At 60.1% G+C, this 23,962-nt stretch carries 20 protein-coding genes, 2 pseudogenes and 2 riboswitches; of the genes and pseudogenes, 13 read left to right on the top strand and 9 right to left on the bottom strand.

What is annotated here, in order from left to right:
* Entirely contained in the window at positions 1-1,389 is a 1,389-nt protein-coding gene (locus tag CYD26_RS07915) for a DUF1552 domain-containing protein (protein ID WP_102052320.1), read from the top strand.
* Here the strand turns inward: CYD26_RS07915 and CYD26_RS07910 are convergent.
* Positions 1,351-2,406 carry a DNA-binding protein gene (locus tag CYD26_RS07910; RefSeq protein ID WP_102052319.1) on the bottom strand — a complete coding sequence of 352 codons (1,056 nt, stop codon included), beginning with the start codon at positions 2,404-2,406 and terminating at the stop codon, positions 1,351-1,353. The two genes, CYD26_RS07915 and CYD26_RS07910, sit on opposite strands and share 39 nt — an antisense overlap.
* Before the next feature lie 178 nt (positions 2,407-2,584).
* Here CYD26_RS07910 and CYD26_RS07905 point away from each other — a divergent pair, with 178 nt between their 5' ends.
* Positions 2,585-3,562, top strand: a complete 978-nt coding sequence (locus CYD26_RS07905) for a site-specific integrase (protein WP_102052318.1) — start codon at positions 2,585-2,587, stop codon at positions 3,560-3,562.
* Here CYD26_RS07905 and CYD26_RS07900 read toward each other — a convergent pair.
* Entirely contained in the window at positions 3,515-4,840 is a 1,326-nt protein-coding gene (locus tag CYD26_RS07900; protein ID WP_102052317.1) for a sigma-54 dependent transcriptional regulator, read from the bottom strand. The two genes, CYD26_RS07905 and CYD26_RS07900, sit on opposite strands and share 48 nt — an antisense overlap.
* Before the next feature lie 9 nt (positions 4,841-4,849).
* Between CYD26_RS07900 and CYD26_RS24975 the strand changes: the two genes are divergently transcribed.
* Entirely contained in the window at positions 4,850-5,041 is a 192-nt protein-coding gene (locus tag CYD26_RS24975) for a hypothetical protein (protein WP_145991786.1), read from the top strand.
* Positions 5,042-5,153: 112 nt separating this feature from the next.
* On the top strand, positions 5,154-5,420 hold the full coding sequence (locus CYD26_RS07895) for a DUF3509 domain-containing protein (protein ID WP_065758421.1): 267 nt from the start codon (positions 5,154-5,156) through the stop codon (positions 5,418-5,420).
* A gap of 119 nt (positions 5,421-5,539) precedes the next feature.
* Here the strand turns inward: CYD26_RS07895 and CYD26_RS07890 are convergent, their stop codons facing one another.
* From CYD26_RS07890 to cobW, 4 genes are read right to left on the bottom strand one after another with little or no spacing between them, the layout of a single operon-like run.
* Positions 5,540-6,151, bottom strand: a complete 612-nt coding sequence (locus CYD26_RS07890) for a VWA domain-containing protein (RefSeq protein WP_371917202.1) — start codon at positions 6,149-6,151, stop codon at positions 5,540-5,542.
* Between the two features lie 53 nt (positions 6,152-6,204).
* Positions 6,205-7,206 (bottom strand): ATP-binding protein, encoded by a 1,002-nt coding sequence (locus CYD26_RS07885; RefSeq protein ID WP_102052315.1) that lies wholly within the window; start codon positions 7,204-7,206, stop codon positions 6,205-6,207.
* A gap of 1 nt (position 7,207) precedes the next feature.
* Positions 7,208-10,969: a cobaltochelatase subunit CobN gene (cobN, locus tag CYD26_RS07880; RefSeq protein ID WP_102052314.1), complete on the bottom strand. Its 3,762-nt coding sequence runs from the start codon at positions 10,967-10,969 to the stop codon at positions 7,208-7,210.
* 3 nt (positions 10,970-10,972) lie between these two features.
* Positions 10,973-12,040, bottom strand: a complete 1,068-nt coding sequence (gene cobW / locus CYD26_RS07875; RefSeq protein WP_065758418.1) for a cobalamin biosynthesis protein CobW — start codon at positions 12,038-12,040, stop codon at positions 10,973-10,975.
* Between the two features lie 97 nt (positions 12,041-12,137).
* A riboswitch (cobalamin riboswitch) is annotated at positions 12,138-12,338 on the bottom strand.
* A gap of 60 nt (positions 12,339-12,398) precedes the next feature.
* Positions 12,399-12,621: riboswitch (cobalamin riboswitch) on the top strand.
* A gap of 96 nt (positions 12,622-12,717) precedes the next feature.
* Between cobW and CYD26_RS07870 the strand changes: the two genes are divergently transcribed.
* The 7 genes from CYD26_RS07870 (at position 12,718) to CYD26_RS07840 (ending at position 19,307) form a co-directional block, all read left to right on the top strand.
* Entirely contained in the window at positions 12,718-12,906 is a 189-nt protein-coding gene (locus CYD26_RS07870) for a CbtB-domain containing protein (RefSeq protein WP_102052313.1), read from the top strand.
* An 11-nt stretch (positions 12,907-12,917) separates the two neighbouring features.
* Positions 12,918-13,607: a CbtA family protein gene (locus CYD26_RS07865; RefSeq protein WP_102052312.1), complete on the top strand. Its 690-nt coding sequence runs from the start codon at positions 12,918-12,920 to the stop codon at positions 13,605-13,607.
* On the top strand, positions 13,607-14,032 hold the full coding sequence (locus CYD26_RS07860; protein WP_102052311.1) for a cobalamin biosynthesis protein: 426 nt from the start codon (positions 13,607-13,609) through the stop codon (positions 14,030-14,032). Before CYD26_RS07865 ends, CYD26_RS07860 begins: the two co-directional genes overlap by 1 nt.
* A 39-nt stretch (positions 14,033-14,071) precedes the next feature.
* Entirely contained in the window at positions 14,072-14,818 is a 747-nt protein-coding gene (gene cobM / locus CYD26_RS07855) for a precorrin-4 C(11)-methyltransferase (protein WP_102052310.1), read from the top strand.
* A 47-nt stretch (positions 14,819-14,865) separates the two neighbouring features.
* A complete protein-coding gene (locus CYD26_RS07850) occupies positions 14,866-15,120 on the top strand; it encodes a DUF1272 domain-containing protein (RefSeq protein ID WP_102052309.1) in 255 nt (84 codons plus the stop codon).
* 252 nt (positions 15,121-15,372) lie between these two features.
* Positions 15,373-15,981: a response regulator transcription factor gene (locus CYD26_RS07845; protein WP_065758412.1), complete on the top strand. Its 609-nt coding sequence runs from the start codon at positions 15,373-15,375 to the stop codon at positions 15,979-15,981.
* The gene (locus tag CYD26_RS07840) at positions 15,978-19,307 is read left to right on the top strand and encodes a transporter substrate-binding domain-containing protein (RefSeq protein ID WP_102052308.1); all 3,330 of its coding nucleotides are present in this window, start codon (positions 15,978-15,980) and stop codon (positions 19,305-19,307) included. The genes CYD26_RS07845 and CYD26_RS07840 overlap by 4 nt, the downstream gene beginning before the upstream one ends.
* A gap of 2 nt (positions 19,308-19,309) precedes the next feature.
* On the opposite strand, the pseudogene CYD26_RS25875 reads toward CYD26_RS07840, so the two are convergent.
* The 3 genes and pseudogenes from CYD26_RS25875 to CYD26_RS07830 form a co-directional block, all read right to left on the bottom strand.
* Positions 19,310-19,735: pseudogene (locus CYD26_RS25875) on the bottom strand (methyl-accepting chemotaxis protein); the annotation flags it as partial.
* A gap of 111 nt (positions 19,736-19,846) precedes the next feature.
* Positions 19,847-20,530: pseudogene (locus CYD26_RS25870) on the bottom strand (PAS domain-containing protein); the annotation flags it as partial.
* A gap of 193 nt (positions 20,531-20,723) precedes the next feature.
* A complete protein-coding gene (locus CYD26_RS07830; RefSeq protein ID WP_102052306.1) occupies positions 20,724-21,743 on the bottom strand; it encodes a LacI family DNA-binding transcriptional regulator in 1,020 nt (339 codons plus the stop codon).
* Positions 21,744-21,948: 205 nt separating this feature from the next.
* Here CYD26_RS07830 and CYD26_RS07825 point away from each other — a divergent pair, with 205 nt between their 5' ends.
* Positions 21,949-22,488, top strand: coding sequence for a gluconokinase (locus CYD26_RS07825; protein WP_102052305.1), 540 nt, complete (start codon positions 21,949-21,951; stop codon positions 22,486-22,488).
* 99 nt (positions 22,489-22,587) lie between these two features.
* Positions 22,588-23,940, top strand: a complete 1,353-nt coding sequence (locus tag CYD26_RS07820) for a GntP family permease (protein ID WP_102052304.1) — start codon at positions 22,588-22,590, stop codon at positions 23,938-23,940.
* The last annotated feature ends 22 nt before the right edge of the window (positions 23,941-23,962 follow it).

Below are 23,962 nucleotides of genomic sequence, written 5' to 3'. Positions count from 1 at the left end.
ATGGACATGCTCAAAAGTCGCCGTCGCTTCCTGATGCAACTGGCTGCCACCGGTGCGTTGCTGCCCTTAAGCCGTGTCGGTTTGGCGAAGATGGCCCTGCTGGGGGAGTCTCAGCAAGCCAAACTCAAGGTGGTGTTCTTTATTGTCCCCGATGGATTGGCCGTCGACGCGTTGGTTGGCCCGCAACATAACGGCAATGGTTTGTGGTTCCCTACAGCTGCGGGTAACCCCAGCCGTGGCCTTGCCCCGGATAAGCGTGATTTCGCGTTGGACACCAGTGACTTTACGCTGAATGCGGTCAGCCAGGAGTTGGCCGCTTACCGAGATCAGTCACTGTATTTGCGCGGTATAATCTCCGGCCCAGGCAATGGTGGTCACAATGGCTGGCAATATATCCTGCGCGACAACCTGGCAAGCAAGCCCTCGATTGATATGCTTTTGGGTGACGCCATGCCCGGCACCCAGCCCTCGCACCGTAGCCTGTTCGCCGGGCCACACGCGGGTACCGATGGCACCCCCTGGTATGTGTCGTGGTCTGCACAGGGGATCAGAGCGCCCTACCAGAACCCGGTACGCATGTACGAGGCGGTGTTCGGCGCGGTCAGTCAAGACGCGCGAGACACTCAGGCGCGTGGGGCGCATGTGTTTGACCCCGTGCTGGCAGACATACAGGAGGTCCAGTCGCGCCTCTCCGGTTCGCAACTGCAAAAGCTCAAAGATCACCTCGATGCGGTCGAGCAAGTCAAGACCGATATGGACGGTGCCATCCCCTCGGTGTGTGAGCCGCTCAGTATCGAGGACCATCCGATCAGTTCAGCAGCCTTCCGTAACCAGGTTCAGGCCAGCCATCACCAGGTCGTTGCGACGGCCCTCTCCTGCGGTGTGACCCGGGTCGCTACCATACAGGTGGGTCGTTCTGCCGAGTCGCTGAACATACTCGACGTCAGCGCAACAACCAACCCGCACGATTGCGCACACGGCTACGCAGGTGAAGAAGTCTGGAGGGGCTCGCGGCAGTGGTACGTGCGCCAAGCCAAGCTGTTCATGGACGAGTTGGCAAGACGCGCAGACCCCGATGTACCGGGCGACAACCTGCTCCAACACACCCTGGTCGTGCTTACCAGTGAAATGGCCGACGGCGCGCCGGAGCACATGGTCAACATGCCGTTGGTATTGATGGGCGGCGCATCGGGGTTGCTGAAGAGTGGCGACGGCAAAGGTCGGTTTTTAGACGTGCACAATCAAGGTGACTTCAAGTTTTGGGATCAAAGATATTATGTGATGATGCAGCGGGTATGGGCAAGCATCGCCCTGGCAGCCGGCACCACGGTGCCGTATGGGGGCAATGTGTCACCGATCAACGGTATCTTCACCACGGTTGGAAGTTGAGGCGTCGTGCAGTGACAGGTCGTCGTGCGGCCGATCTTCGATAGGCTGATCGGCTGCATGTAGCTGCCTCAGTGCGGCTTCACGCTCGCGTAAAGCCGCTTCCAGGTGCTCGCTGCGCTGTACCAGCAGCACCTGTTGCAAGCGGCTTTCTTCCAACTGCTGGGCCTGTGCCTGGGCCTGTCGGAGCAACTCTTCACGCGCCCCTTGTGACTGCGCGAGGCTGGCATTAAGCGCCTGGAGCTGCTGTTGCTGCTGTTCATGCTGATCCTGCAATGCCATACGTTCGCGCTGTAGTTGCCTAGCTTCAACGAGCAGGCGCTCATTGTCGCGATTCAGGCGTGTCAACTCGTCCTGTTTGACGATCAGGCTCTGTTGCAACTGGCGAATCTCCATCTGCACCTGCTGCAGTTGGCCCTCATGACGGCGTTGGTCCTGCTCGCGCTGTTCACGGCTCGCCGTGCGGTAGTGCTCCAAGGCATCACGGGCATGCCGATGTTTATCTTCGAGCGACTGGATCTGCTCGTCTTTGTCCGCCAAACGCACCTGCAGTTCACCTACGGCCTGATTCAGTGTGGCATTACGGGTCTGCTCGGTCTGCAAGGCACTGCGGGTGGTCGCCAGTTCGGCGGATTCGCTGGCCAGCGCGGCAGCCTGAATCTGCTGCTGTTGCTGCAGCGCCGCAAGGGCCTGCTGGCTGAGCTGCAACTGCGCCAGCAATGTCTGTTTCTCTTCCTCGAACACGGCGCAGGCATCGCCTACCCGGCAGTCAGCCTCTTCGCGCAACTGTTCAGCCAGTTGGCCCACCAAATGGCTCAGTGCGTCGCTTAGCGTGTGCGTGCTGGCGACCGTGGCCGGTTGCTGCGCCTCGAGCTCTTTCAGGTAGCGGTGAATTGTGGTTTTCGAACCGGTATTGCCCAGCTCGATACGTACCGCATCGATACTTGGATGCTCGCCCCTGGCCAGCAGTGCTTGCCTGGCTTTCTGAACGACTGCCTTGTTGATCCCGCCTCGGGCCATGGGTGCTCCTACGATTTCGTATTGTGGTACGTACCATGTAATTACATATCAGATACTACCTCGGAAATTACTTAAAAACCAAAATTCTAAGATTAAATAATCAAGGCTTATCGCATCTTAGACGCTAGAATGCGTACCTGAAGCTCGTCAGGCAGTACGCATTCGCAAGGAAAGGGCAATGAACAACGTCGATCGCTATCTACAGGCCGCCGTGCGCGAGAACACACGGCGTAGCTATCGTGCTGCGGTAGAACACTTCGAAGTGACCTGGGGCGGCTTTCTCCCGGCGACCGCCGAAAGCATTGCCCGCTATCTGGCCGACTACGCAGGCGAGCACTCCATCAACACACTCAAGCAACGCCTTGCCGCGCTAGGGCAATGGCATGCCAGCCAGGGCTTTGCCGACCCGACCAAAGCGCCGCTGGTGCGCCAAATGATCAAAGGCATCCGCAGCTTGCACCCCACGCAGCCCAAGCAGGCAGCTCCCCTGCTGCTGCAACACCTGCAAGGTGCGGTCGCGCACCTGGAGCGCGAGGCCGCGCACGCGCAACACAGCCAGGACATGCCCGGGCTGTTACGCGCTCGGCGCGACAGCGCACTGCTGCTACTCGGCTTCTGGAAAGGTTTTCGAGGGGACGAACTGGCACGTTTGCGCATCGAACACATTCAGGCGCAAGCAGGTGCCGGCCTGACGATCTACTTGCCGCAAAGCAAAGCCGACCGCCAGGCCTTGGGTGTTCACCATAAGGCGCCGGCACTGAAGGTGCTCTGCCCGGTTCAAGCCTATCTGCGCTGGCTGGAGGTTGCGGGGATTGCCTACGGCCCGGTGTTCCGCAAACTTGACCGGTGGGGAAACCTCGGCGAGCACGCGCTCAACAGCAACAGCCTGATTGGCCTGTTACGTCGTATTTTCGAGCGCAGCGGTGTTCCCGCGGCGCTTTACACCGGCCACTCGCTGCGTCGCGGCTTCGCCACTTGGGCGACCGCCAGCGGCTGGGACCTGAAGGCATTGATGAGTCATGTGGGCTGGAAGGACGCCAAGTCCGCGATGCGCTACATCGATGCCTCGGCGTCGTTTGGAGAACTGGCAATGCTCAGTGGCGATCCGTCAGCGAATCTGATGCTTGTGCAACAGCCGATAGAAGGTGGGGCGTGAAACGCCAAGCACGCGCGCAGCAACACTCAGGTTATCGCTGTGACGATTGAGCACGTCGCACAGCGCCTGACGCTCTGCACGCTGCTTGTAGTCCTCTAGCGTGCCTATCGGAACCACCTCAAGGTCAAGCCCGTGCAGGCCCAGGTCCTGCGCTTCGATCTGCCGCCCTTCGGCCAGCACCAGGCCGCGACGCACACGATTGGCTAACTCGCGCACATTTCCCGGCCAATCGTGCCTGCCCATGGCCGCCAAGGCATCCTCGCTGAACGAGCGCGGGCGACGGCCGGTTTCCTGGCTATAGAAATGGGAAAAATGATTGGCCAGCATCGACAGATCGCCATGCCGGTCACGCAAGGGCGCCGTGACGACCTGCAGCACATTGAGCCGATAGTACAGGTCCTCCCGGAACCGTCCACGGGTGATCGCCGATTCCAGATCCACGTGGGTCGCCGCCAAAACCCTTACATCAACGGGAATAGGCTGACTGCCGCCGACCCGCTCGATATGCTTTTCCTGTAGAAAGCGCAGCAGATTGGCCTGCAGCTCCAACGGCAGGTCGCCGATCTCGTCGAGAAACAGCGTCCCAGTATTGGCCGCCTCAATCCGGCCGACCTTACGCTGATGGGCGCCGGTAAATGCGCCTTTCTCGTGACCGAACAGCTCTGACTGGATCAGGTGCTCCGGGATCGCTCCGCAATTGATCGCCACAAAGGGATTGTCTCGGCGCAGCGATTGGCGATGAAGCGTGCGTGCAACCAACTCCTTGCCCGTGCCGCTTTCGCCGCGGATCAATACCGGCGACTCCGTGGGCGCAAGCTTGCTGAGTAACTTGCGCAACTCACGAATCGGCAGGCTGTCGCCAAGCAACTCGTGCTCAGGCTCGCCTACATGCACCGCGCCTTTGCCACGTAAGCGCGCCATGCCGAAGGCGCGCCCCAGCGTGACCTGTACCCGGGAGACATCGAATGGCAGGGTGTGAAAGTCAAAAAACCATTCACAGACAAAATCGCCCACATTCTGCGTACGCAACTCCTCGGCACTGAGCACGGCGATCCATTCCGTACCGCTGCGGCTGATCAAGTCCTTGACGGCATCCGGGTGCTGCAGGTGCGACGCCTGCAAGCGCAACAAGCCCACATCGCAGCGCTGCTCGGAGGCCGCCGCCAACGTACAGCTATCGACCTCCCAGCCTACACTTCGCAACCCGGGCAGCAGGCGATGGCAGTCGTCGCAGGGATCAACAATCAGCAGGCGGCGACTCAGAGCGGGCTCGAACATGAACGATCCTTGACGCCAATTATTGGGAAAGTCAGTGAAAACAGCATGTTGGCAGGTCCGTTTGTAACAGTAGCAACGAACCGTCAAGTTCCCACTACCGTTTGTCTATCAGCTGCCGGCAATAAAGCGATGCTTGGAATTTTTTATGCCGCCGAATATCCAACGACACACGCAAAACAACACGTTAGCGTGATGCGCTGATTTTTTTTAATAAGCCATGTGACTCGAACAAGCCTTGCGCGCATCAGTACAAGTAACTCACCGCTGTAGCGGTTTCCATGAATGTTTGGGTATTACGAGAGGACCTGACCCGATGAACGCCTCGCTGCGTGTCAACGAAGCACTGCTAATCACCACTCACGCGTTTGAACCCTTCCAATGCGTAACGTGGGATTCACCTAACGGTACAGGCGAGCTGAGCCTGGCGGTGATCGACCGGACCAGCACCCGTATCGGCAGCAAGCAAGTCTCGAGCAGCACCTATTCCGACCCGGCGCAACTGGCGCATTTCATTGAAGAAGTGCGGGCCGAACTGAGCGAAAAAGGCTACGACCTACAACCATGGTCGATGCCTGAATAAGCAGTAGGGTCAATGTGGAAGTGCGTCACTCTGACGCACTTCCACGCGGAAACTTATTACGCGCCTATATAACAGTGATATCAAACCGCATTATCAGTGCCATCACTTAAGTGGCTGGCCTATAACGGCTTGAACTGCTCGATATGTTGATAGTCGGCCTGTAGTTGTTCGGCCATCAGACGAGCGCGCCCCAGGCGTACTGGCGCCATTTCCATGTCAATCAACAGACTGGTGCAGGGTAACGCTTGCAACATTGGCCAGGCGCTAAGCCGTCCGTCGGTCAGAATCAGGCAACGTCGCTGTTCGTCCGGGTAACGCTTGGCCCGCTGCAGCAACCACTGCCTGGCCTGTTCCAGCGCCGCCAGCAAGGGTGTACCACCGCCAGCGCCCAGCGCTTCCAGCCAGGGGCCAAGCGCCCTCGACGCTTTTAACCCCTGACGCTGCCACCGTGGCTCTTTGCCGCTGGCCGTCAACAGTGCCAGGCGTGCCCGTTGCCGATAGGCCTGATCGAAGAACTCGGCCAACAAGCCTTTGGCATGGCTCAACGCCTTGTAACGGCGAGTTGAAGCCGAGGCATCGACGATCACCACCCACAGCTCATGGGGTGAGGCGCTACGCTGAACCCAGCATAGGTCCAGGCGCTGACGTGGACGCCCTTTGAGCAGCGTGGCAGGCCAGGCAACGCGCCCCTGCCTGCTGGCAACGGCTGCGCCCCGCTCACCTCGCTTCAATCGACCGGCATGTGGCCTTGCATCCGCCACGGTATGCTTGGGCGGGCGGATGCTCAGGGCTTTTTTGGCCAACTGGGCGCCTCGCGTCGAACGCCAGTCGCGGTTGCCTGCGGTGGCAATTCCCCCCATTGACCCTCTGACTGCGCCTGTGCCTGGCTGCTGCCTGCCGACTTGGGCGGTTGTGGCTGCGGCGAATCGGTCGCATGATCACGACGGCGATGGCGCAAGGCGAATTCCGCCACCGCATCGATATCCTGTTCGCTGATGTGCTCAGCGCCGCGCCACGCTGCATGGGCGCGCGCGGCACGTAACCAGACCAGATCGGCACGCAGGCCATCGACGCCCGCGGCAAAACAGCGCTCGGTAATGTTCACCAAGGCTTGATCGTCCAGGGCAATGGCGGACAAGCGTTCACGTGCTTCATGACAGCGCAGTCGTAACGCGGCTTGCGCCTCCTCCCATTGCGCACAGAACGCCACTGGGTCGCTGTCGAACGCCAGTCGCCGGCGAATGATCTGCCCTCGCGCTTGCGGCAGCGGCTGGCCCTCCAGGGCCACATTCAACCCGAAACGGTCAAGCAACTGTGGCCGCAGTTCGCCCTCTTCCGGGTTCATGGTGCCAATCAACACGAAGCGGGCACTGTGGCGGTGAGAGATACCATCACGTTCGATACGGTTGGTGCCACTGGCGGCGACATCCAGCAACAGGTCGACCAGATGGTCGGCCAGCAGGTTGACTTCATCGACATAGAGCACGCCACCGTCGGCCTTGGCCAGAACACCCGGTGAAAACTGCGCGCGTCCTTGGCCGAGTGCGGCATCCAGATCGAGCGTACCGACCAGTCGCTCCTCTGTCGCGCCCAAGGGCAAGGTCACGAATGGTCCTTCGCCGAGCAGGTCCGCCAGGCCTCGGGCCAGCGTACTTTTGGCCATGCCGCGCGGACCTTCGATCAGGACACCACCGATCTTCGGATCGATTGCAGTCAGGCACAATGCCAGTTTCAGGTCATCGGCACCGACCACCGCAGCCAGAGGAAAATGTGCAGCTTCAGTCATTTCAGTTCTCTTCTTCACCGTCCAGCAACTGTTCTTCAAGCGCCTCTTTATAGGCGCCTGGTGTTTGCCAGAGGCCCCGCTGCTGGGCTTCCAGCAGGCGTTCGGTCATATCGCGCAAGGCATCGGGGTTGTGCTGACGGATAAAGTCCCGTGTCTCGCCACCCAGTACGTAGGCGTCGGCCAGCGCCTGATAATGATGATCGTCGATCAGGTGCGTAGTGGCATCAAAGGCGAACAGGTTATCGACGGTCGCCGCCAACTCGAAGGCACCCTTGTAGCCATGACGCTTGACCCCGTCAATCCACTTGGGGTTCAACGCCCTGGCACGGATGACGCGGTTCAACTCTTCTTTGAGGGTACGGATGCGTGGCCGTTCCGGCTGGCTGTGATCGCCATGATAGCTGGCCACCGATGCGCCACCGAGGCTTTCCACGGCGGCCAGCATGCCGCCCTGGAACTGGTAGTAATCATTGGAGTCGAGTAAGTCGTGCTCGTGGTTGTCCTGGTTCTGCAGTACGGCCTGAACCTGGCTCAGGCGGCGGGCAAAATGACCACGAGCAGGCGTACCTTCGTCTGCGCCACCATAGGCATAACCGCCGTAGTTCAGGTAAACCTCGGCCAGGTCCTCGCGACGATTCCACTGCCGACCATCGATCGCGTTTTGTACACCCGCACCATATGAGCCGGGCTTGGCCCCGAACACCCGCCACCCTGCCTGACGCCGCGCCTGCTCCGGTTCGACGCCGGTTGCCAGCAACTCCGCCTGTTCGGCCCGTACGCGCGCGGCCAACGGGTTGAGGTCGTCCGGCTCGTCCAGCGCTGCAACCGCTTGTACGGCGGCATCGAACAGTTTGATCAGGTTGCCGAAAGCATCGCGAAAGAAGCCCGAAACCCGCAACGTCACATCAACCCGAGGCCTGTCGAGCAGGCTCAACGGCAAAATCTCGAAGTCATCGACGCGCTGACTGCCACTGGCCCATACCGGGCGTACGCCCATCAGCGCCATGGCTTGGGCAATGTCGTCCCCGCCCGTGCGCATGGTTGCTGTGCCCCACACCGACAACCCGAGTTGACGCAAGTGGTCGCCGTGGTCCTGCAGGTGGCGCTCCAGTATCAGGTTGGCCGAGGCAAAGCCCAGGCGCCAGGCAGTCGTGGTCGGCAGGTTGCGCACGTCCACGGTATAGAAGTTACGGCCGGTCGGCAGTACGTCGAGCCGCCCCCGGCTCGGTGCGCCGCTCGGGCCGGCCGGCACGAATCGCCCATCGAGTGCATCGAGCAGGCCCTGCATTTCTGCCGGCCCACAGGCATCCAGCTGCGGTGCGACGGTTTGTACCAGCGCCTCGAGAATCGCCCGGACATCGTTCCAGGAGGGTTCTTCCGGCAAGCTCATGACGCCGTCCAACGCCTGCTCGATCAAGCGCAGTGCGTACAGTTCCAGTCGCTCACGGGTGTCACCCGCCGTACGCCAAGGGTCGGCACTTACCTCGTTCAGCAGGAGCGGGCACGGGCCTTGCCAGGCGGCCCCCAAATCGCAATCCAGCGGATCGACGCCCAGGGCAAATGCCTTGGCCAGTGCCCTTGGCAAGCTGGCATGCTGACCACGGCCATCGCCCCGCTCTACCCGCAGCAATGCCTGCAAGGTGTCCAGGCGCAGGCGCCCCTGGGGCGATTCTCCGAACACATGCAGGCCGTCACGAATCTGCGACTCCTTGAGGTCGCACAGGTAGGTGTCCAGCCTTGGCAACCAGACGGCGGCGTCATCCAGGCTGTTTTCCAACTGCAATTCGCGATCGATATGGTTGTCACGGACCAGCGCAAGGATGTCGCGCTGCAACTCAGTGGCTCGGCGTGGGTCGAGCAGTTGAGCTTCGTAATACTCGTCAGCGAGCAATTCCAGGTCGCGCAACGGGCCGTAGGTTTCGGCACGGGTCAAGGGCGGCATCAGGTGATCGATGATCACCGCCTGAGTCCGGCGCTTGGCCTGGGCGCCTTCACCCGGGTCATTGACGATGAACGGATAGATGTTTGGCAACGGGCCCAGCAGTGCATCAGGCCAGCACTGCGCTGAAAGACCGACCCCCTTGCCTGGCAACCACTCCAGATTGCCGTGCTTGCCGACATGAATCAGTGCATCGGCGGCAAAGCCATGACGCAACCAGAAGTAGAAAGCCAGATAACCATGAGGCGGTACCAGGTCGGGGTCGTGGTAAACCGCACTGGCGTCCAGCTGGTAACCACGCGCAGGCTGAATGCCGACGAAGGTCAGGCCAAAACGCAGGCCGGCGATCATCATCCGCCCGCTGCGGAACATCGGGTCCTGCTCAGGTTCCCCCCAGCGCTCCCGCACGGCAGCCTGGTTGGCCGCCGGTAACGCAGCGAATGCGGCGCGGTAGTCCTCAAGCGCCATGCTTTGCGCACAAGGGCGCTGATCGAGGCTTTCCAGATCGTTACTGACTCCGCCGAGCAGGGCCTGGATCAATGCCGTGCCGGTGTCTGGCAAGGCGCCAACCGGATACCCCTGCCCCTGCAGGGCCCGTAGAATATTCAGCGCTGCAGCCGGGGTGTCCAGCCCTACCCCGTTACCAATTCGCCCGTCACGGGTCGGGTAGTTGGCTAGTACCAGGGCCACACGCTTTTGGGCGTTGGGCAGTTGCGCCAGTTCACACCAACGGCGTGCGAGCTCTGCAACGAAGTCCATACGCTCCGGCTGTGCACGGTAACAGACAACATCCGACTGGCTGCGCTCACTGCGCCACGCCAGGTCCTTGAAACTGATCGGGCGAGTGATGATGCGCCCATCAAGCTCCGGCAAGGCAATGTGCATCGCCAGATCGCGTGCCCCCAAGCCCTGCTCGCTGGCCTGCCAACCGGGTTCGTTGTCTTGGGCGCAAATGGCCTGCAGCACCGGAATATTGCGGCGAAATGGCCGAAGGTGAGGCTTCTGCGGGCTGGACTGGGCAAACCCGGTTGTATTGATGACCAGCGCGGCCTCGACCTGATCCAGCCAGGCTTCCACTTGGGCCAGGCACTCGGCTTCCTTGAGGCTCGCCACCGCGATGGGCAGCGGGTTGAGGCCTGCAGCGCGGATGCGCTCGCAGAACACATCGATAAAGGCTGTATTGGCCGCTTGCAGGTGCGAGCGGTAGAACAGGACAGGAACCACAGGCTGACTGGCTACCCAGTCAGCGAACCAGTCGTCCAGTACCGCCGCCTCGCGCTGCGGGTGATACACCAGCGTGCGCGGCAGTTGCTGGGGCACATCCCAGGTGTAGTCACGTCCGAGCCATTGATTGGCCATGCATTTGAAGAGGTTCAGCGCGTTGGCCTTGCCGCCCTGCCGCAGAAAGTGCCAGAGCCGCTCCGCGTCTGCCACCGGCACGTTGCCAAGGCTGCTCAACTCCGGATCCGGACGGTCATCACCCGGCACCAGGATCAACTGCACGCCTTGGGCAGCCAATGCCACCAACTGCTCGACGCCATAACGCCAATACCCGATGCCGCCGTGCAGCGACACCAAAATGACCTTGGCATGGCGCAGCACCTGGTCAATATACAGGTCTACCGACGCATGGTTCTGCACCTGCATCGGGTTGGCCAGGCGCAGGCTGGGATAATCCTCCGGCAATTGCCGGGCCGTTTCGGCCAGCAGTGCCAGGTGCGAATCACCGCTGCAGAGAATAACCAGCTCGGCGGGGGTCTGGCCCAAGTCGGCAATACTGTCATCCGGCACAAAGCCGCCGGGCTGGGTCCGCAGCAGGTGCATGGGTCAGGCGCCCAGCGCTGTACGCAGTTCAGCTTCCAGTGTCGCGCCATCCAGCGCCTGGCCGATCAGTACCAGACGGGTACTGCGCGGCTCATCTGCGCGCCAGGCACGATCGAAGTGCTTGTCGAAACGCGTACCGACACCCTGGATCAGCAGGCGCATCGGCTTGCCCGGAATGGCTGCAAAGCCTTTGGCGCGGAGGATGCCGTGACGTACGACCAGTTGGGTCAAGGCATCAAGCAGCAAGCTCTCGTCGGACTCGGGCAGCTCAATCGAAATGGAGTCGAAGGCGTCGTGGTCATGATCATCATGGTCTTCACCGTCGTGATGGCTGTCATGGTGGGTGCGACGACCGTCAATGTGCGCTTCCGATTCCGCTGCCAATCCGAGCAAGACTTCTAGCGGTAGACGGCCACTGCTGGCCTCGACAACTTTGACTGCGGGTGGCAGCTCTTCGGCCACTTCGGCGCGTACCGCTGCCAAGGCATGTGCCTCGATCAGGTCGGCCTTGTTCAGTACCACCAGATCGGCACTGGCCAGTTGGTCGGCAAACAGTTCATGCAGCGGGGACTCGTGGTCCAGGTTCGGGTCGAGTTTACGCTGGGCATCCACCTGGTCCGGATACGCCGCAAACGTACCGGCAGCCACGGCCGGGCTGTCGACCACGGTAATGACCGCATCGACCGTGCAGGCGTTACGGATTTCCGGCCACTGGAAGGCTTGTACCAGAGGCTTTGGCAGGGCCAGGCCACTGGTTTCGATGAGGATATGGTCCAGGTCGCCACGACGCGCCACCAGCTCGCGCATGACCGGGAAGAACTCTTCCTGCACGGTGCAGCACAGGCAGCCGTTGGCAAGCTCGTACACCCGACCGCTGGCCTCTTCTTCCGTACAGCCGATGCTGCATTGCTTGAGGATTTCACCGTCGATGCCCAGCTCGCCAAACTCATTGACGATGACTGCAATACGGCGCCCCTGCGCATTGTCGAGCATATGCCGCAACAGCGTGGTTTTGCCCGAGCCGAGAAAGCCGGTGACGATGGTAACGGGGAGTTTTGCCAGTGTTTTCATGTCGTTGCCCTTGGCAGCAATGGCGGGCGGGCACGACGAAAACCACGGGGGTCATGTGCCCGTGCGCGTTCGCTACCGGATCACCCCGCCCGGTTGAATGTCGGAAACTGTCCGAGGCAGGTCTCCTGGCTTGCGTCGTGCTGGCGAACATACCAGCGGCACCGGCGCCTTCCCGCAAAACTACGCAGTGGCAATGCCAGGCTTTGCAACGCTTACAGTTGCGGGGGCAGCCGCGGCTTAAACCGCGTTCCCGTCTTAGCTCCGGGCTGACCGGAGAACCTCGAAACGGCAAGGCTACGCAGTCGTTCAGGGTCGGTCAACCGTCGTTGTGATTGACGCGCACCTGCGCCCATGATTTGCTACCGCCTTCGTTTTGGGTGCCTTTAACGAGGTGAAACGGGAAACCGGTGCGTCGCGGCCTGAGTTACGCGCGACAATTCCGGTGCTGCCCCCGCAACGGTAAGCGAGGAAAGCGTCTAGACCACTGTGCCAGCAACGCGGCATGGGAAGGTGACGCTCCAGGCTGAGCACAGTGTCAGCCCTCGCAAGCCCGGAGACCGGCCCAGTACAGAATTGACAAACCCGCGGTGGGCGGGCGCTGTTGCAACCTCTGGGTGAGTCCGCCCATGGGTTTCTTGCGCATGCCTGCTGTTGATAACCCCTCAGAGGAAAGCACCATGCCCGTCACAACCGCCCACAGCCACTCCGCCGCCATCAGTACCACTCGCAGCCAGCGCCTGGTCGTCGCTATCGGCGCATCGCTGCTGGGCTTGTGCCTGGTTTACTTCGCGGGTTTTTCGCACGTCGAGGCGGTTCACAACGCTGCCCATGACACCCGTCACAGCGCCGCGTTTCCTTGCCACTAAGGGACAGCGCCATGATCAAGCACATTGCCCGCACGGCCGGCTTCACCGGCCTGCTCGCTGCCCTGCTGCTGACCTTGCTGCAAAGCCTGTGGGTCACCCCGCTGATTATCAAGGCGGAAGCCTACGAGAGTGCAGCGCCTGCAGTCGAAACCCACAGCCATGATGCGGGTACCGCCGAACATCATCATGATGCGCAAGCCTGGGCCCCCGAAGACGGCTGGCAACGGCTGCTGTCCACGACCGGTAGCAACCTGGTAGTGGCCTTCGGTTTTGCCCTGGTACTGGCGGGGCTGTATACCTTGCGTGCGCCTGGAGGTTGGGTCGCAGGCGCACTGTGGGGCCTGGCAGGCTTTGCGGTGTTCTGCCTGGCGCCCACGCTGGGCTTGCCAGCGGAGTTGCCAGGAACGGCCGCGGCCGATCTGGCGCAACGCCAATTCTGGTGGATCGGTACTGCAGCGGCCACCGCCATTGGCTTGGGGCTTATTGCATTCGCCAACAACGGTTTGCTCAAGTTACTGGGCGCCGTACTGCTGGTCATCCCTCATGTAATCGGTGCACCACAGCCAGACGCGCATGAGGCCTTGGCTCCGGAAGCACTGGAGGCCGAATTCAAACTCGCCTCACTGCTGACCAACGCTGCCTTCTGGCTGGCATTGGGCTTGATCAGCAGTTGGCTCTACCGTCGCCAGAGCCAGGCGTAATGCCTGAACGGCCCAATCCGTTGCGAGTATTCGCCGGGTTGGGCTGTCGCCGAGGCTGTTCGGTGGCAGCCTTGAGCGATCTACTGGATCAAACCCTGCAGGCCCATGGCCTCAGCCACGATAACCTGCTTGGCCTTGCCAGTATCGAACTGAAAAGCGAGGAGGCCGGCCTGCATGCCCTCGCCGCTCAACTCGGCATTCCACTGCTGTTTTTCAGCGCTGCCCAGTTAGCCACCTTTGAATCACGCCTGACCCACCGTTCGCTCCCCGCCTTCGCCCACAGCGGCTGTTACGGCGTCGCTGAAAGTGCTGCACTTGCATTGGCCGAGCACTACGGCTCAATGCCTGCACAGCTCCTTGTTCCACGCCATGCCAGCCTTAATGCCACCCTGGCATTGGCCTGCGGCGCGTCCTTTGACGGATAATCTGCGCCTCGCATCGACCTTACCTTCAGGATTCACCCCATGACCGTCTATTTCATCGGTGCCGGCCCCGGCGACCCGGAGCTGATTACCGTCAAGGGCCAGCGCCTGATTCATCGCTGCCCGGTCATTATCTATGCTGGCTCTCTGGTGCCCGCTGCCGTGCTCGAAGGGCACAGTGCCGAAACCGTGATCAACAGCGCTGAGCTTCATCTGGCGCAAATTGTCGAGGCCATGCGTGAAGCCCATGCCAAAGGCCAGGATGTAGCCCGGGTACACAGTGGCGACCCGAGCCTGTATGGGGCCATTGGTGAGCAGATTCGCCATTTGCGCGAACTGGCGATTCCCTTCGAGATCATTCCCGGTGTCACCGCTGCTGCTGCCAGTGCCGCCTTGCTCGGTTGCGAGCTGACCCTGCCAGAGGTTTCGCAGAGCGTCATCCTCACGCGCTATGCCGACAAATCGCCGATGCCCGCTGGCGAGGAACTGGCCAACCTGGCCGCACACAAGGCTACGCTTGCCATACACTTGGGGGTGCAGCACCTGGCAAAGATTGTCGAAGAATTGCGCCCCCACTATGGCGGGGACTGTCCAATCGCGGTCGTGCACCGTGCGACCTGGCCGGACCAGGACTGGGTCAAAGGCACGCTGGACGATATCCTGACGCAAGTCCAGGCTAAAGGCTTCCGGCGTACTGCATTGATTCTGGTAGGACGGGTACTGGCAGCAGATGCCTTTGCCGAATCGGCGCTGTACCGTGCCGGCCACGCACACCTCTACCGGCCTTAGACGGCCTGTGTGCGACAGCGCACTCACTGAGTATGAAGGAGTCGACCATGCTTGAACTGCGTCCCAACTGTGAATGCTGTGGTACCGATCTGTCTGGCGACAGCCAGGATGCGTTTATCTGCTCCTTCGAATGCACTTATTGTCGAGACTGCAACAACAATGAATTGAAGGGCCTCTGCCCAAACTGTGGCGGTCAACTAACGGCCCGTCCGCCACGAGTTGGTGCAGCATTAGTGCGCAACCCTGCTTCGAAACAACGCATCGTCAAGGAAAACGGCTGTCCAACCCGCTCGAGCAAGTAGCCTCTCAACTGCAGGACACCGAAACGCGTCTTCATATGAGGCCGCGATTTCGGTTTTTCCAATCGTAGTTAGGCTTGCTTTACTTTGGCCGTAGGATTTTTCACTTAAACAACCTATATTTTTCTACGCTCCTATACTCTCCATACTCATTGGCTATTATTCTGCGTATCGTACGCTGCTTGCCGACAACGGCCTGGCGCGCCTTCCTGAGAGAATCAAGAAAAGGCCCACATTCACGACAAGGAGTTGCGCATGGCGAAGGTCTTAATCGTCGACGATCACCCCACTATTCGTATTGGCTTGAAGATGCTGCTGGAACAGCAGCGGCACCAGGTCCTGGGCGAGTGCGGCGACGGCGCAGAATCTATTCAGTTGGTTGAAAAGCTCAAACCCGACGTGGTCATTCTTGACCTTGGGCTGCCACGCCGTGATGGCCTGAGTGTGATCCAGCGTCTGCTGAAAGCGGATCAGCCGCCGCGCATTGTGGTGTACACCGGACAGGCAGCAGAGCTGTATGCCCGAAGGTGCCTGGATGCAGGTGCTTCCGCCTTTGTTCAAAAGGAAGAGACGGCCGACTCCCTGATGGCGGCCTTGAAAGCGGTTGTGTCCGGTTACTCTTACTTCCCTGACATGTCCTTGCGCGGCCCGATGACCACTGAGAAGCAGCGCCTGGAAGAGTTGTCCGCTCAAGAAATGGTCGTGCTGCGCTTGCTCGCCAAAGGCCGCTCCAACAAAGACATCGCTGACGACATTCAGCTCAGCCCAAAGACCATCAGTACCTACAAAACCCGAATCATGGAGAAGCTACAGGTCAATTCGCTGGTCGAAATGGTCGATCTGGCCAACCGTAATATGCTATGAAGCGCCCAAGGCTGGCCTTTCTGGCCTGCTGTCTGGTATTGCTGACAGCCAGTCACTCTTTCGCTGACAGTCAGGGCGAACCGCGCACGCTGCTCGCCCGCTCCTTGAGCAGCAGTAAACCCTTGTCGCTGTCGGAGGATGACCGTCAGTGGTTGAAAGACAAGCGCACGCTGGTATTGGGCACCTCGGCGCCGGACTACCCTCCGTTCGACATCAACCTCAGCCAGAACGACTATGAGGGCCTGACTGCCGATTACGCAGGCCTGCTCGGCGAGCAGTTGAAAATTCCGATTGAAGTGCAACGTTTCTCAAGCCGTCACGAGGCCATCGCCGCCCTGGATGCAGGCCGCATCGACCTGCTGGGCAGCGCCAACGGCTATGAGGCGGCAGACACTACGCTGATCCTGAGCCAGCCGTATGCCGACGACCAGCCCATCATTGTCACCCCACTGGGCAAACCCCGCAGTGCAGAGGACCCACTGGCAAACGTGACATTGGCCATGGTGGACCACTACCTGCCAGAGGCCGAGGTTCGCCAGCTTTACCCTGCTGCCCGCTTGCAACTCTATAACTCGACCCTGAGCGCCCTTTCTGCCGTGGCCTTGGGCCAGGCCGAGGCCTATTTCGGTGATGTCGTCAGTTCTGACTATCTGATTGGCCGGTACTTTCAAGACAGCTTGCGGATCTCGCATTTTGTCAAAAATGATCGAAGCAGCTTTTCCTTCGCGCTGTCACGCGACAATCAGACCTTGCTACGCCTGGTCAACCAGGCCCTGGGTAATATCGCTGACAGCGACCGCCTGAACGTACTACGCCGCTGGAGCAGCGGTAATGCGAGCATTCTGCTGAACCGTGAAGCGTCATCGCTGAATGCGACTGAGCGTGCCTGGATTGAACAACACCCCATCGCACGGGTTGCAGTGAACAGCACCTACGCGCCGCTTACGTTCATGGATGACAACCAGCACTTTCGCGGTATCACCGTTGACTTGCTGGAGCAGATCACATTACGCACCGGCTTGAGGTTCGAATTTGTAGAGGCCCCCTCGGTATCGGCAATCATCGAGCAGGTTGAACATGGCCAGGCTGACATAGCAGGGGCGCTGATGTATGGCCCGTCCCGGCAAGCCCGGCTCAATTTTACCCGCCCCTACCTGGCCAACCCCCAAGTGATTGTCACCAGCCTGCGCGAGGATGCACCGCAGAGCCTTGAGCAGCTCAAGGACCGACGCCTGGCGGTCGTGCGCGACTATGCGTTCAAGGACCAGTTGTTGAAGCAGCACCCGGATATTCAGTTGGTCGAGGCGCCCAATGCCATGGCGCTAATGGAGTACGTCGCTCAAGGCCGGGCAGATGCCGCCATCAGCACTCACCTGAATGCCGTCTACTTCACTCGCAGGTTGTTCAAGGACAGTCTACGGATCTGTGCAACGCTGGGTGATACACCGGTTACCGCTGCTTTCGCCACCGCGCCCGATGCCACGGTTCTGCATTCCATTCTTAACAAGGCGCTGCTGAGCATCCCCCCAGACGAGATGGTCCAGTTGACCAACCGCTGGCGAACCAATGCACTGATCAGCAACGACCGTTGGCAGAACTACCGTGCGCTGATCCTGCAGATTCTGATCGGCGCCGGCCTGGTCATTGGGGCCATCTTTTTCTGGAACCACTACCTGCGCAAACTGATTCGACAACGTACCGAGGCCGAACAGGCGCTGCAGGAACAGTTGGGTTTCAGCAAACGCTTGCTTGAAGAGTTACGCGAAGCCAAAGAACAGGCGGATTCAGCCAACAGAGCCAAAAGTACCTTCCTGGCAACCATGAGCCATGAAATCCGAACGCCGATGAACGCGGTCATCGGCCTGTTGGAGCTGGCCGTCATCGATGCCGAACAAGATCGCGCAGACCCCGCTTCACTGAAGGTTGCCTCTGATGCTGCCAATGGCCTGTTGGAACTGATCGGCGATATTCTTGACATCGCCCGGATCGAGTCAGGACACATGACCCTGACCCCTCAGCCCACCGACCTGCTGGCCGTGATTGACGCGACCGTGCGCATGCATGAAGGCAGTGCAAGGCTCAAGGGGCTGACATTGCGATCCGACCTGCAAAGGCCCTTGCCCGGCCTGGCATTGATCGACCCCCTGCGTTTCCGGCAGGTACTGTCGAACCTGTTGAGCAATGCCATCAAGTTCACCGAACACGGCCATGTCACCGTCAGCCTGCGCGCTGACAGCACCTCTTCAGACCCGCACATGGACCTGCAGCTTGACGTGGAAGACACCGGTGTCGGCATCAGTCTCGAAGACCAGGCCCGCTTGTTCAGCCCCTTTGTGCAAGCCAGTCATCAGCGCTCCCAGCAAGGTACCGGCCTGGGGCTGGTGATCAGCCGCACACTGTGCGAACTCATGGGTGGGCGCCTGACGTTGCACAGCACACTTGGTCAAGGCACCCGGATCTGTATTGAGCTCTACCTGCCACGAATAGACCCCAGTAGCGTGGCAACCCTGCCAACCGAGGATGCTCCGCAGAACGGCATCAGTCCGAAGCTGAGCATTCTGGTCGTCGACGACTACCCCGCCAACCTGATGCTGCTTGAAAAGCAACTGAGCGTGCTGGGGCATGATGTCACCCTGGCGGATGATGGCAGCCGTGCGTTGCAAGCCTGGCAGAATCAGCGTTTCGATGTGGTTATCAGCGACTGCAACATGCCCATCATGGACGGGCATGAACTGACCCGGCGTATTCGCAGTGCAGAAGCCGAGAACAACCTGCCCCCCTGCTTGATCCTCGGCCTGACCGCCAATGCCCAAGCTGAAGAGCGAGAACGCTGCCTGGCCTCCGGCATGAATGACTGTCTGTTCAAACCCATCGGTCTGAACGAGTTGCGCCGCCAGTTGCAGACAACAGGGGCCGGCCCTCAAGCCGATCCTGCACCTGCAAGCGGCCTTGGCCCTGTAGACAGCGCATCCAGCGCAGACAGCAGCGGCTTCGATATCGACAACCTGCGCTACCTGACGCTGGGCGATCCGAAACTGATCACACGCCTGTTGGGTGAACTGGCAGAGAGCAACGCCAAAGACCTTGAGGCACTGCAGTCACTTGGCGCTTCTCCTACGCACCAGGATGTGCGCGCACTGGCGCATCGGATAAAAGGGGGGGCCAAAATGCTCAAGGCCCGCGGCGTCGTGCAGTGTTGTGAAGCCGTAGAGCAGGCCTGTGCCGGAAAACCCTCGCAACAGGAACTGCACGCCCTGATCCTGAAACTGGAAAAGAGCATGACCGACCTGGATGCGCATTTGAATCAACGCACCCCAACCCACTAGGCTCACTTCAGCATGAGTGTCGAGTTGATCTGACTGATTGCATCGACCACATGCTGCGAGCCTTGCTGGATCTCCAGAATCACCTCACCCGCCTCGTTTGCCAGCTCAACACCACGCCCGGTGCGAGACAGGCTCGACTGCATGCTCGCCACTGCGTTCAGCGACAGGTCTTGATTCTGCTGCACGACATCGACGATCTCCAACGTGGCCTTGCTGGTCCGAGAAGCCAGGCTACGCACCTCGTCGGCAACTACCGCGAATCCACGGCCATGATCGCCTGCACGCGCGGCTTCGATGGCCGCATTGAGTGCCAGCAGGTTGGTCTGGTCGGCGATACCGCCAATGGTCTGGACGATCTGCGCAATCAGTTTGGATTGCTGGCTGACGGCATCAAGGCTGCGCGCAGCAGCGTTGAGCTCTTCGGAGATCTCTTCGATCACGTGAACCGCCTGCTGTACGACCTGTGAGCCTTTTCGCGCACAGGCGTCGTTTTGCAATGAAGTCGCATGAGCAGCCTCCGCGGCAGACTGCTGGGTACTGACCTGAGCCGTGATGTCGCGGGCGAACTTGACCACTTTGTACAACCGTCCCTTGGTATCGAAGATCGGATTGTAGGACGCCTCCAGGTACACAACCTGCCCCCGTTTGTTGACCCGTTCAAAACGGTGCGAATGGTATTCGCCACGGTTCAACGAGGCCCAGAATTCCCGGTAAGTTGCCGACTCGCGCTCACGTGGCAGGCAAAACAGGCCATGGTGCCGGCCCACGACTTCGTCCAGACGATAACCCATGGTCGTGAGGAAGTTTTCGTTGGCATGGATCACCCTGCCTTCGGGGGTAAACTCGATGACCGCCATGGAGCGGCTGATAGCATTTATCAGGCTCTTGGCCTCGTGCTCCTGGGTCACCCGTTGGGTGACGTTCGAGGCCACCTTGATGATACGGGTCAGCTGGTGGTCAGCGTCGAAGACCGGCATATAGCTGGCTTCAAGCCAAACCTCCTGCCCGGCCTTGGTCAAACGCGCAAATGTGCCGCTCAAGGGGTTGCCATGGGCCAGGTCACGCCAGAACTGGCGATAGGCTTCACTCTTGGCGAACGTTTCTTCGCAGAAGATACGGTGATGCTTGCCGTGTATTTCCTCAAGGGTGTAGCCCATAGTGAGGCAAAAGTTGTCGTTGGCCTCGAGTATCACCCCGTCCGGGCTGAACTCGATGATCGCCATGGATTGGCTGATAGCGGTCAACTTCCCGTTTGCATCAGCCAATGCCCGATTACACCGCTCGATTTCTGCAAGATCGGCCTTACGATGAGAATCAAACATGCCATTCAGCTCCTTGCCGTTTTTTGCCGAGCATAGATCACCCTTAGCCACTCGCAAGCAAAAAGCCATCACCCTGCATTCGTTCAGCACAGGCTCAGGTGCTTTCGCGAACAACCAGCTCGAAGCCCAGGTCCTGTGCCGGTTGCAGGCCTTTCTTGCCGTCCAGCACCGCCAGCAGTGCTTGCGCCGCACAACGCCCTACAGCGGCGCGTGGCGTTCGTATCGAGGTCAACCGGGGCACCAGGTGAGCCGATGATGGCAAGTCGTTGAACCCCACCATCGCGACACGCTCTGGCACTGCAATCCCCTGGCGCAACGCTTGAAATATCGCGCCCTGCGCCAGGTCGTCGTTACAGAAGAAAATACCGTCGAGGTCAGGGTGTTGGGCAATCAACTGGCTGAACAGCTCACTGCCCAGGCCAATGGATGAGGGTTGTGGTGCCAGCAATTCCAGCTCCGGCGCTTGCAGCCCCGCTTCGGCCAGCGCCTGGCGAAAACCTTCAGCCCGCTGCATGACACGAGGATCCAGCTGTGCGGCGATAAAGCCCAGCCGGCGTCGCCCCCGGGCCAACAGGTGTTGCGCGGCTGCGCGGCCAGCGTCGCGCTGGGAGAACCCTACCGAGATCACCCCTTCTGCGTTGCCAAGTTCCATCATGTGTACGCAGGGCACAGCACTGGCGCTCAACATCCGCTGCGCTGCCTCGGTGCGATCGAAGCCTGTAAGCAGAATGCCGCAGGGCTGATAGGCCAGGTAGTTGCGGATCAGGTTCTCCTCTTCGGCAAGGTCGTAGTGGTAGTTACCGATCAATACCTCCAACCCGCGCGGGCGCATGACCTCATGGATCGCTTCGAGCGTGTCGATGAACAAGTGGTTGGACAAGGACGGAATCAGCACGACCACCGACTGGCTTTGCGCCGAAGCCAATGCACGCGCAGCCGGGTTGGCGACATAGCCCAGTGTCGCCGCGGCCACCTGGACTTTTTCTACCAGCTCCGGGGCAACCGTACTGACACCGCGCAATGCGCGGGACGCTGTGATCGGGGAAACCCCGGAAAGCCTGGCCACTTCTGCCAGGGTGGGACGACCGGTAGTGCGGGAGCCGATTCGGGTCATGGGCCTGATATTTTTGTCTTGCAAAGAATGGGGAACGAGCACTAAGGTAGCGCTGTCTCATGCGTCAGGCAATGCAAAACTGCGTGCGTGCTGCAAGGAACACCCAGACTGCTAATACAAAATCAATAACATCTGGGCAGGTAGCGTCCGAGCCAATCTTTCTACCGGCCAAAGACAGCGCTATCTTGCTCTGCAGGAGGTACCGATGAACACTTCCCAGGCCGCGATAGTGGTAATGGGTGTAGCTGGATGCGGCAAGAGCCGCATTGGTTCAGCTATTGCCGAACGCAGTGGTGGGCACTTGATCGAAGGCGATGCCTTTCATCCAGCCGCCAACATCGAAAAAATGAGCGCCGGCATTCCACTCGACGACCACGACCGCGCCGGTTGGTTGATACGCCTGGCTGAAGAGTTGCAGGCTACGATCGCCGCAGGTGAACGCCCTATTCTCACCTGCTCAGCCCTCAAGCAACGTTACCGGCAGACCTTGCGTGATGCCGTGCCGGCGTTGTGTTTCGTCTTTCTCGAATTGTCCCCAGAAGAAGCCACCCGACGCGTCCGCGCCCGTCCGGGGCATTTCATGCCCGCCAGCCTGATCGACAGCCAGTTCGCAGCACTTGAAGCCCCCCATGACGAGCCGCTGACATTGGTGCTGGATGCCACCTTGCCGGTCGATCAGTTGGCAACCAGGGTGGACCAATGGCTAAAGCCCTGCGGTGAGTCGGTACTGGCGCAAACAGCCTGACCAAAGCTGATTTTCCGGCTCACCAAAGATAGCGCTATCTCAGGCATTTCAAGCACCACCCATACTGCCCAAAATAAAGACAATATGAGGCTCTGAACCATGTTCGGACTGGCAACTGACACGTACCTGCTATTGGACGCCCTGCTCACCATCATCGGCCTGGTGCTGCTGATTACCTACTTTAAAGTCCACCCCTTCGTCGCCCTGACACTGGCTGCCGGTTTCCTCGGCCTGACCTCCGGAATGCCGGTGGCCAAGGTGATGAAGTCATTTCAAGACGGTTTCGGCGGTGTGCTCGGTTTCGTCGGTATTGTCCTGGCACTGGGTACCATGCTCGGCAAACTGATGGCCGACTCTGGCGGGGCCGACCAGATCGCACAGACACTGATCCGTGCGTTCGGCAAACGGTACGTCCATTGGGCCATGATGTTCGCGGCCTTTCTGGTGGGCATTCCGCTGTTCTTCGAGATCGGTTTCGTCTTGCTCATCCCGCTGGTATTCATCGTTGCCCGACGCTCCGGTGTGTCGCTGATCAAGATCGGCATCCCGTTGCTCGCCGGCCTGTCAGTGGTACACGGGCTGGTGCCGCCGCATCCAGGTCCGCTGCTGGCGATTGGCATTTTCAATGCTGATATTGGCAAGACGATTTTCTACGGACTGATCGTTGCCCTGCCGACCGCCATCATCGCTGGCCCGCTGTATGGCAACTTCATCTCGCGTTATATCCCAGGCTCACCCTCACAGGCATTGATGGAGCAGATTGCGCGTGAGTCCGACCAGCAGAACCTGCCGAGCTTCAGCGTGACGCTGATGACCGTGCTGTTGCCAGTGTTCCTGATGCTGCTGAAAACCTTCGCTGACGTTGTGCTGCCCGCCGAGCACATCTTCCGCCAGTGGATGGACCTGATCGGACACCCGATCACCGCCCTGCTCGCCGCGCTGTTGCTGGCGTTCTATACCTTTGGCTCAGCCCGCGGGTTCAACCGCCAGCAGATCATGAAACTGCTGGACCAAAGCCTGGCCCCTACTGCCGCCATCGTGCTGATCGTTGGCGCCGGCGGTGGCTTCAAGCAAATGCTGGTCGATACCGGTGTCGGCAATGTCATCGGGCAGATGGCCGTCCAGGCGCAGATTTCGCCCATCATGCTCGCCTGGCTGGTAGCGGCGGTGATTCGCATCGCCACAGGATCAGCGACGGTCGCAACCATCACGGGCGCGGGAATCGTTGCGCCGGTGATCGGGATGATTCCCGGGGTGAACCGCGAATTGCTGGTACTGGCCACCGGGGCTGGCTCGTTGATCCTGTCTCACGTCAACGATGCGGGGTTCTGGCTGGTGAAGCAGTACTTCAACATGACCGTAGCGCAGACGTTCAAGACCTGGAGCATGATGGAGACCATCCTCTCCGTGGTCGGCATCATCTTCATCATGCTGCTGTCATGGGTGGTTTGATCAACGTGGCGCCGGGCTGACC

The organism is Pseudomonas sp. FFUP_PS_473 (genome assembly GCF_002858665.1).
GTDB lineage: Bacteria > Pseudomonadota > Gammaproteobacteria > Pseudomonadales > Pseudomonadaceae > Aquipseudomonas > Aquipseudomonas defluvii.
The sequence above is the reverse complement of the archived record's forward strand: the minus strand, read 5'-3'. Positions and strand labels throughout refer to the sequence as shown.

Coding starts and splice junctions, on each gene's coding strand:
- CYD26_RS07895 (WP_065758421.1), top strand. CDS start 5,154: ATGAACGCCTCGCTGCGTGTCAACGAAGCACTGCTAATCACCACTCAC.
- CYD26_RS07820 (WP_102052304.1), top strand. CDS start 22,588: ATGTTCGGACTGGCAACTGACACGTACCTGCTATTGGACGCCCTGCTC.
- CYD26_RS07865 (WP_102052312.1), top strand. CDS start 12,918: ATGATCAAGCACATTGCCCGCACGGCCGGCTTCACCGGCCTGCTCGCT.
- CYD26_RS07885 (WP_102052315.1), bottom strand. CDS start 7,206: ATGACTGAAGCTGCACATTTTCCTCTGGCTGCGGTGGTCGGTGCCGAT.
- CYD26_RS07825 (WP_102052305.1), top strand. CDS start 21,949: ATGAACACTTCCCAGGCCGCGATAGTGGTAATGGGTGTAGCTGGATGC.
- CYD26_RS07870 (WP_102052313.1), top strand. CDS start 12,718: ATGCCCGTCACAACCGCCCACAGCCACTCCGCCGCCATCAGTACCACT.
- cobM (WP_102052310.1), top strand. CDS start 14,072: ATGACCGTCTATTTCATCGGTGCCGGCCCCGGCGACCCGGAGCTGATT.
- CYD26_RS07915 (WP_102052320.1), top strand. CDS start 1: ATGGACATGCTCAAAAGTCGCCGTCGCTTCCTGATGCAACTGGCTGCC.
- CYD26_RS07845 (WP_065758412.1), top strand. CDS start 15,373: ATGGCGAAGGTCTTAATCGTCGACGATCACCCCACTATTCGTATTGGC.
- CYD26_RS07900 (WP_102052317.1), bottom strand. CDS start 4,840: ATGTTCGAGCCCGCTCTGAGTCGCCGCCTGCTGATTGTTGATCCCTGC.
- cobN (WP_102052314.1), bottom strand. CDS start 10,969: ATGCACCTGCTGCGGACCCAGCCCGGCGGCTTTGTGCCGGATGACAGT.
- CYD26_RS07830 (WP_102052306.1), bottom strand. CDS start 21,743: ATGACCCGAATCGGCTCCCGCACTACCGGTCGTCCCACCCTGGCAGAA.
- cobW (WP_065758418.1), bottom strand. CDS start 12,040: ATGAAAACACTGGCAAAACTCCCCGTTACCATCGTCACCGGCTTTCTC.
- CYD26_RS07910 (WP_102052319.1), bottom strand. CDS start 2,406: ATGGCCCGAGGCGGGATCAACAAGGCAGTCGTTCAGAAAGCCAGGCAA.
- CYD26_RS07905 (WP_102052318.1), top strand. CDS start 2,585: ATGAACAACGTCGATCGCTATCTACAGGCCGCCGTGCGCGAGAACACA.
- CYD26_RS07860 (WP_102052311.1), top strand. CDS start 13,607: ATGCCTGAACGGCCCAATCCGTTGCGAGTATTCGCCGGGTTGGGCTGT.
- CYD26_RS07850 (WP_102052309.1), top strand. CDS start 14,866: ATGCTTGAACTGCGTCCCAACTGTGAATGCTGTGGTACCGATCTGTCT.
- CYD26_RS07840 (WP_102052308.1), top strand. CDS start 15,978: ATGAAGCGCCCAAGGCTGGCCTTTCTGGCCTGCTGTCTGGTATTGCTG.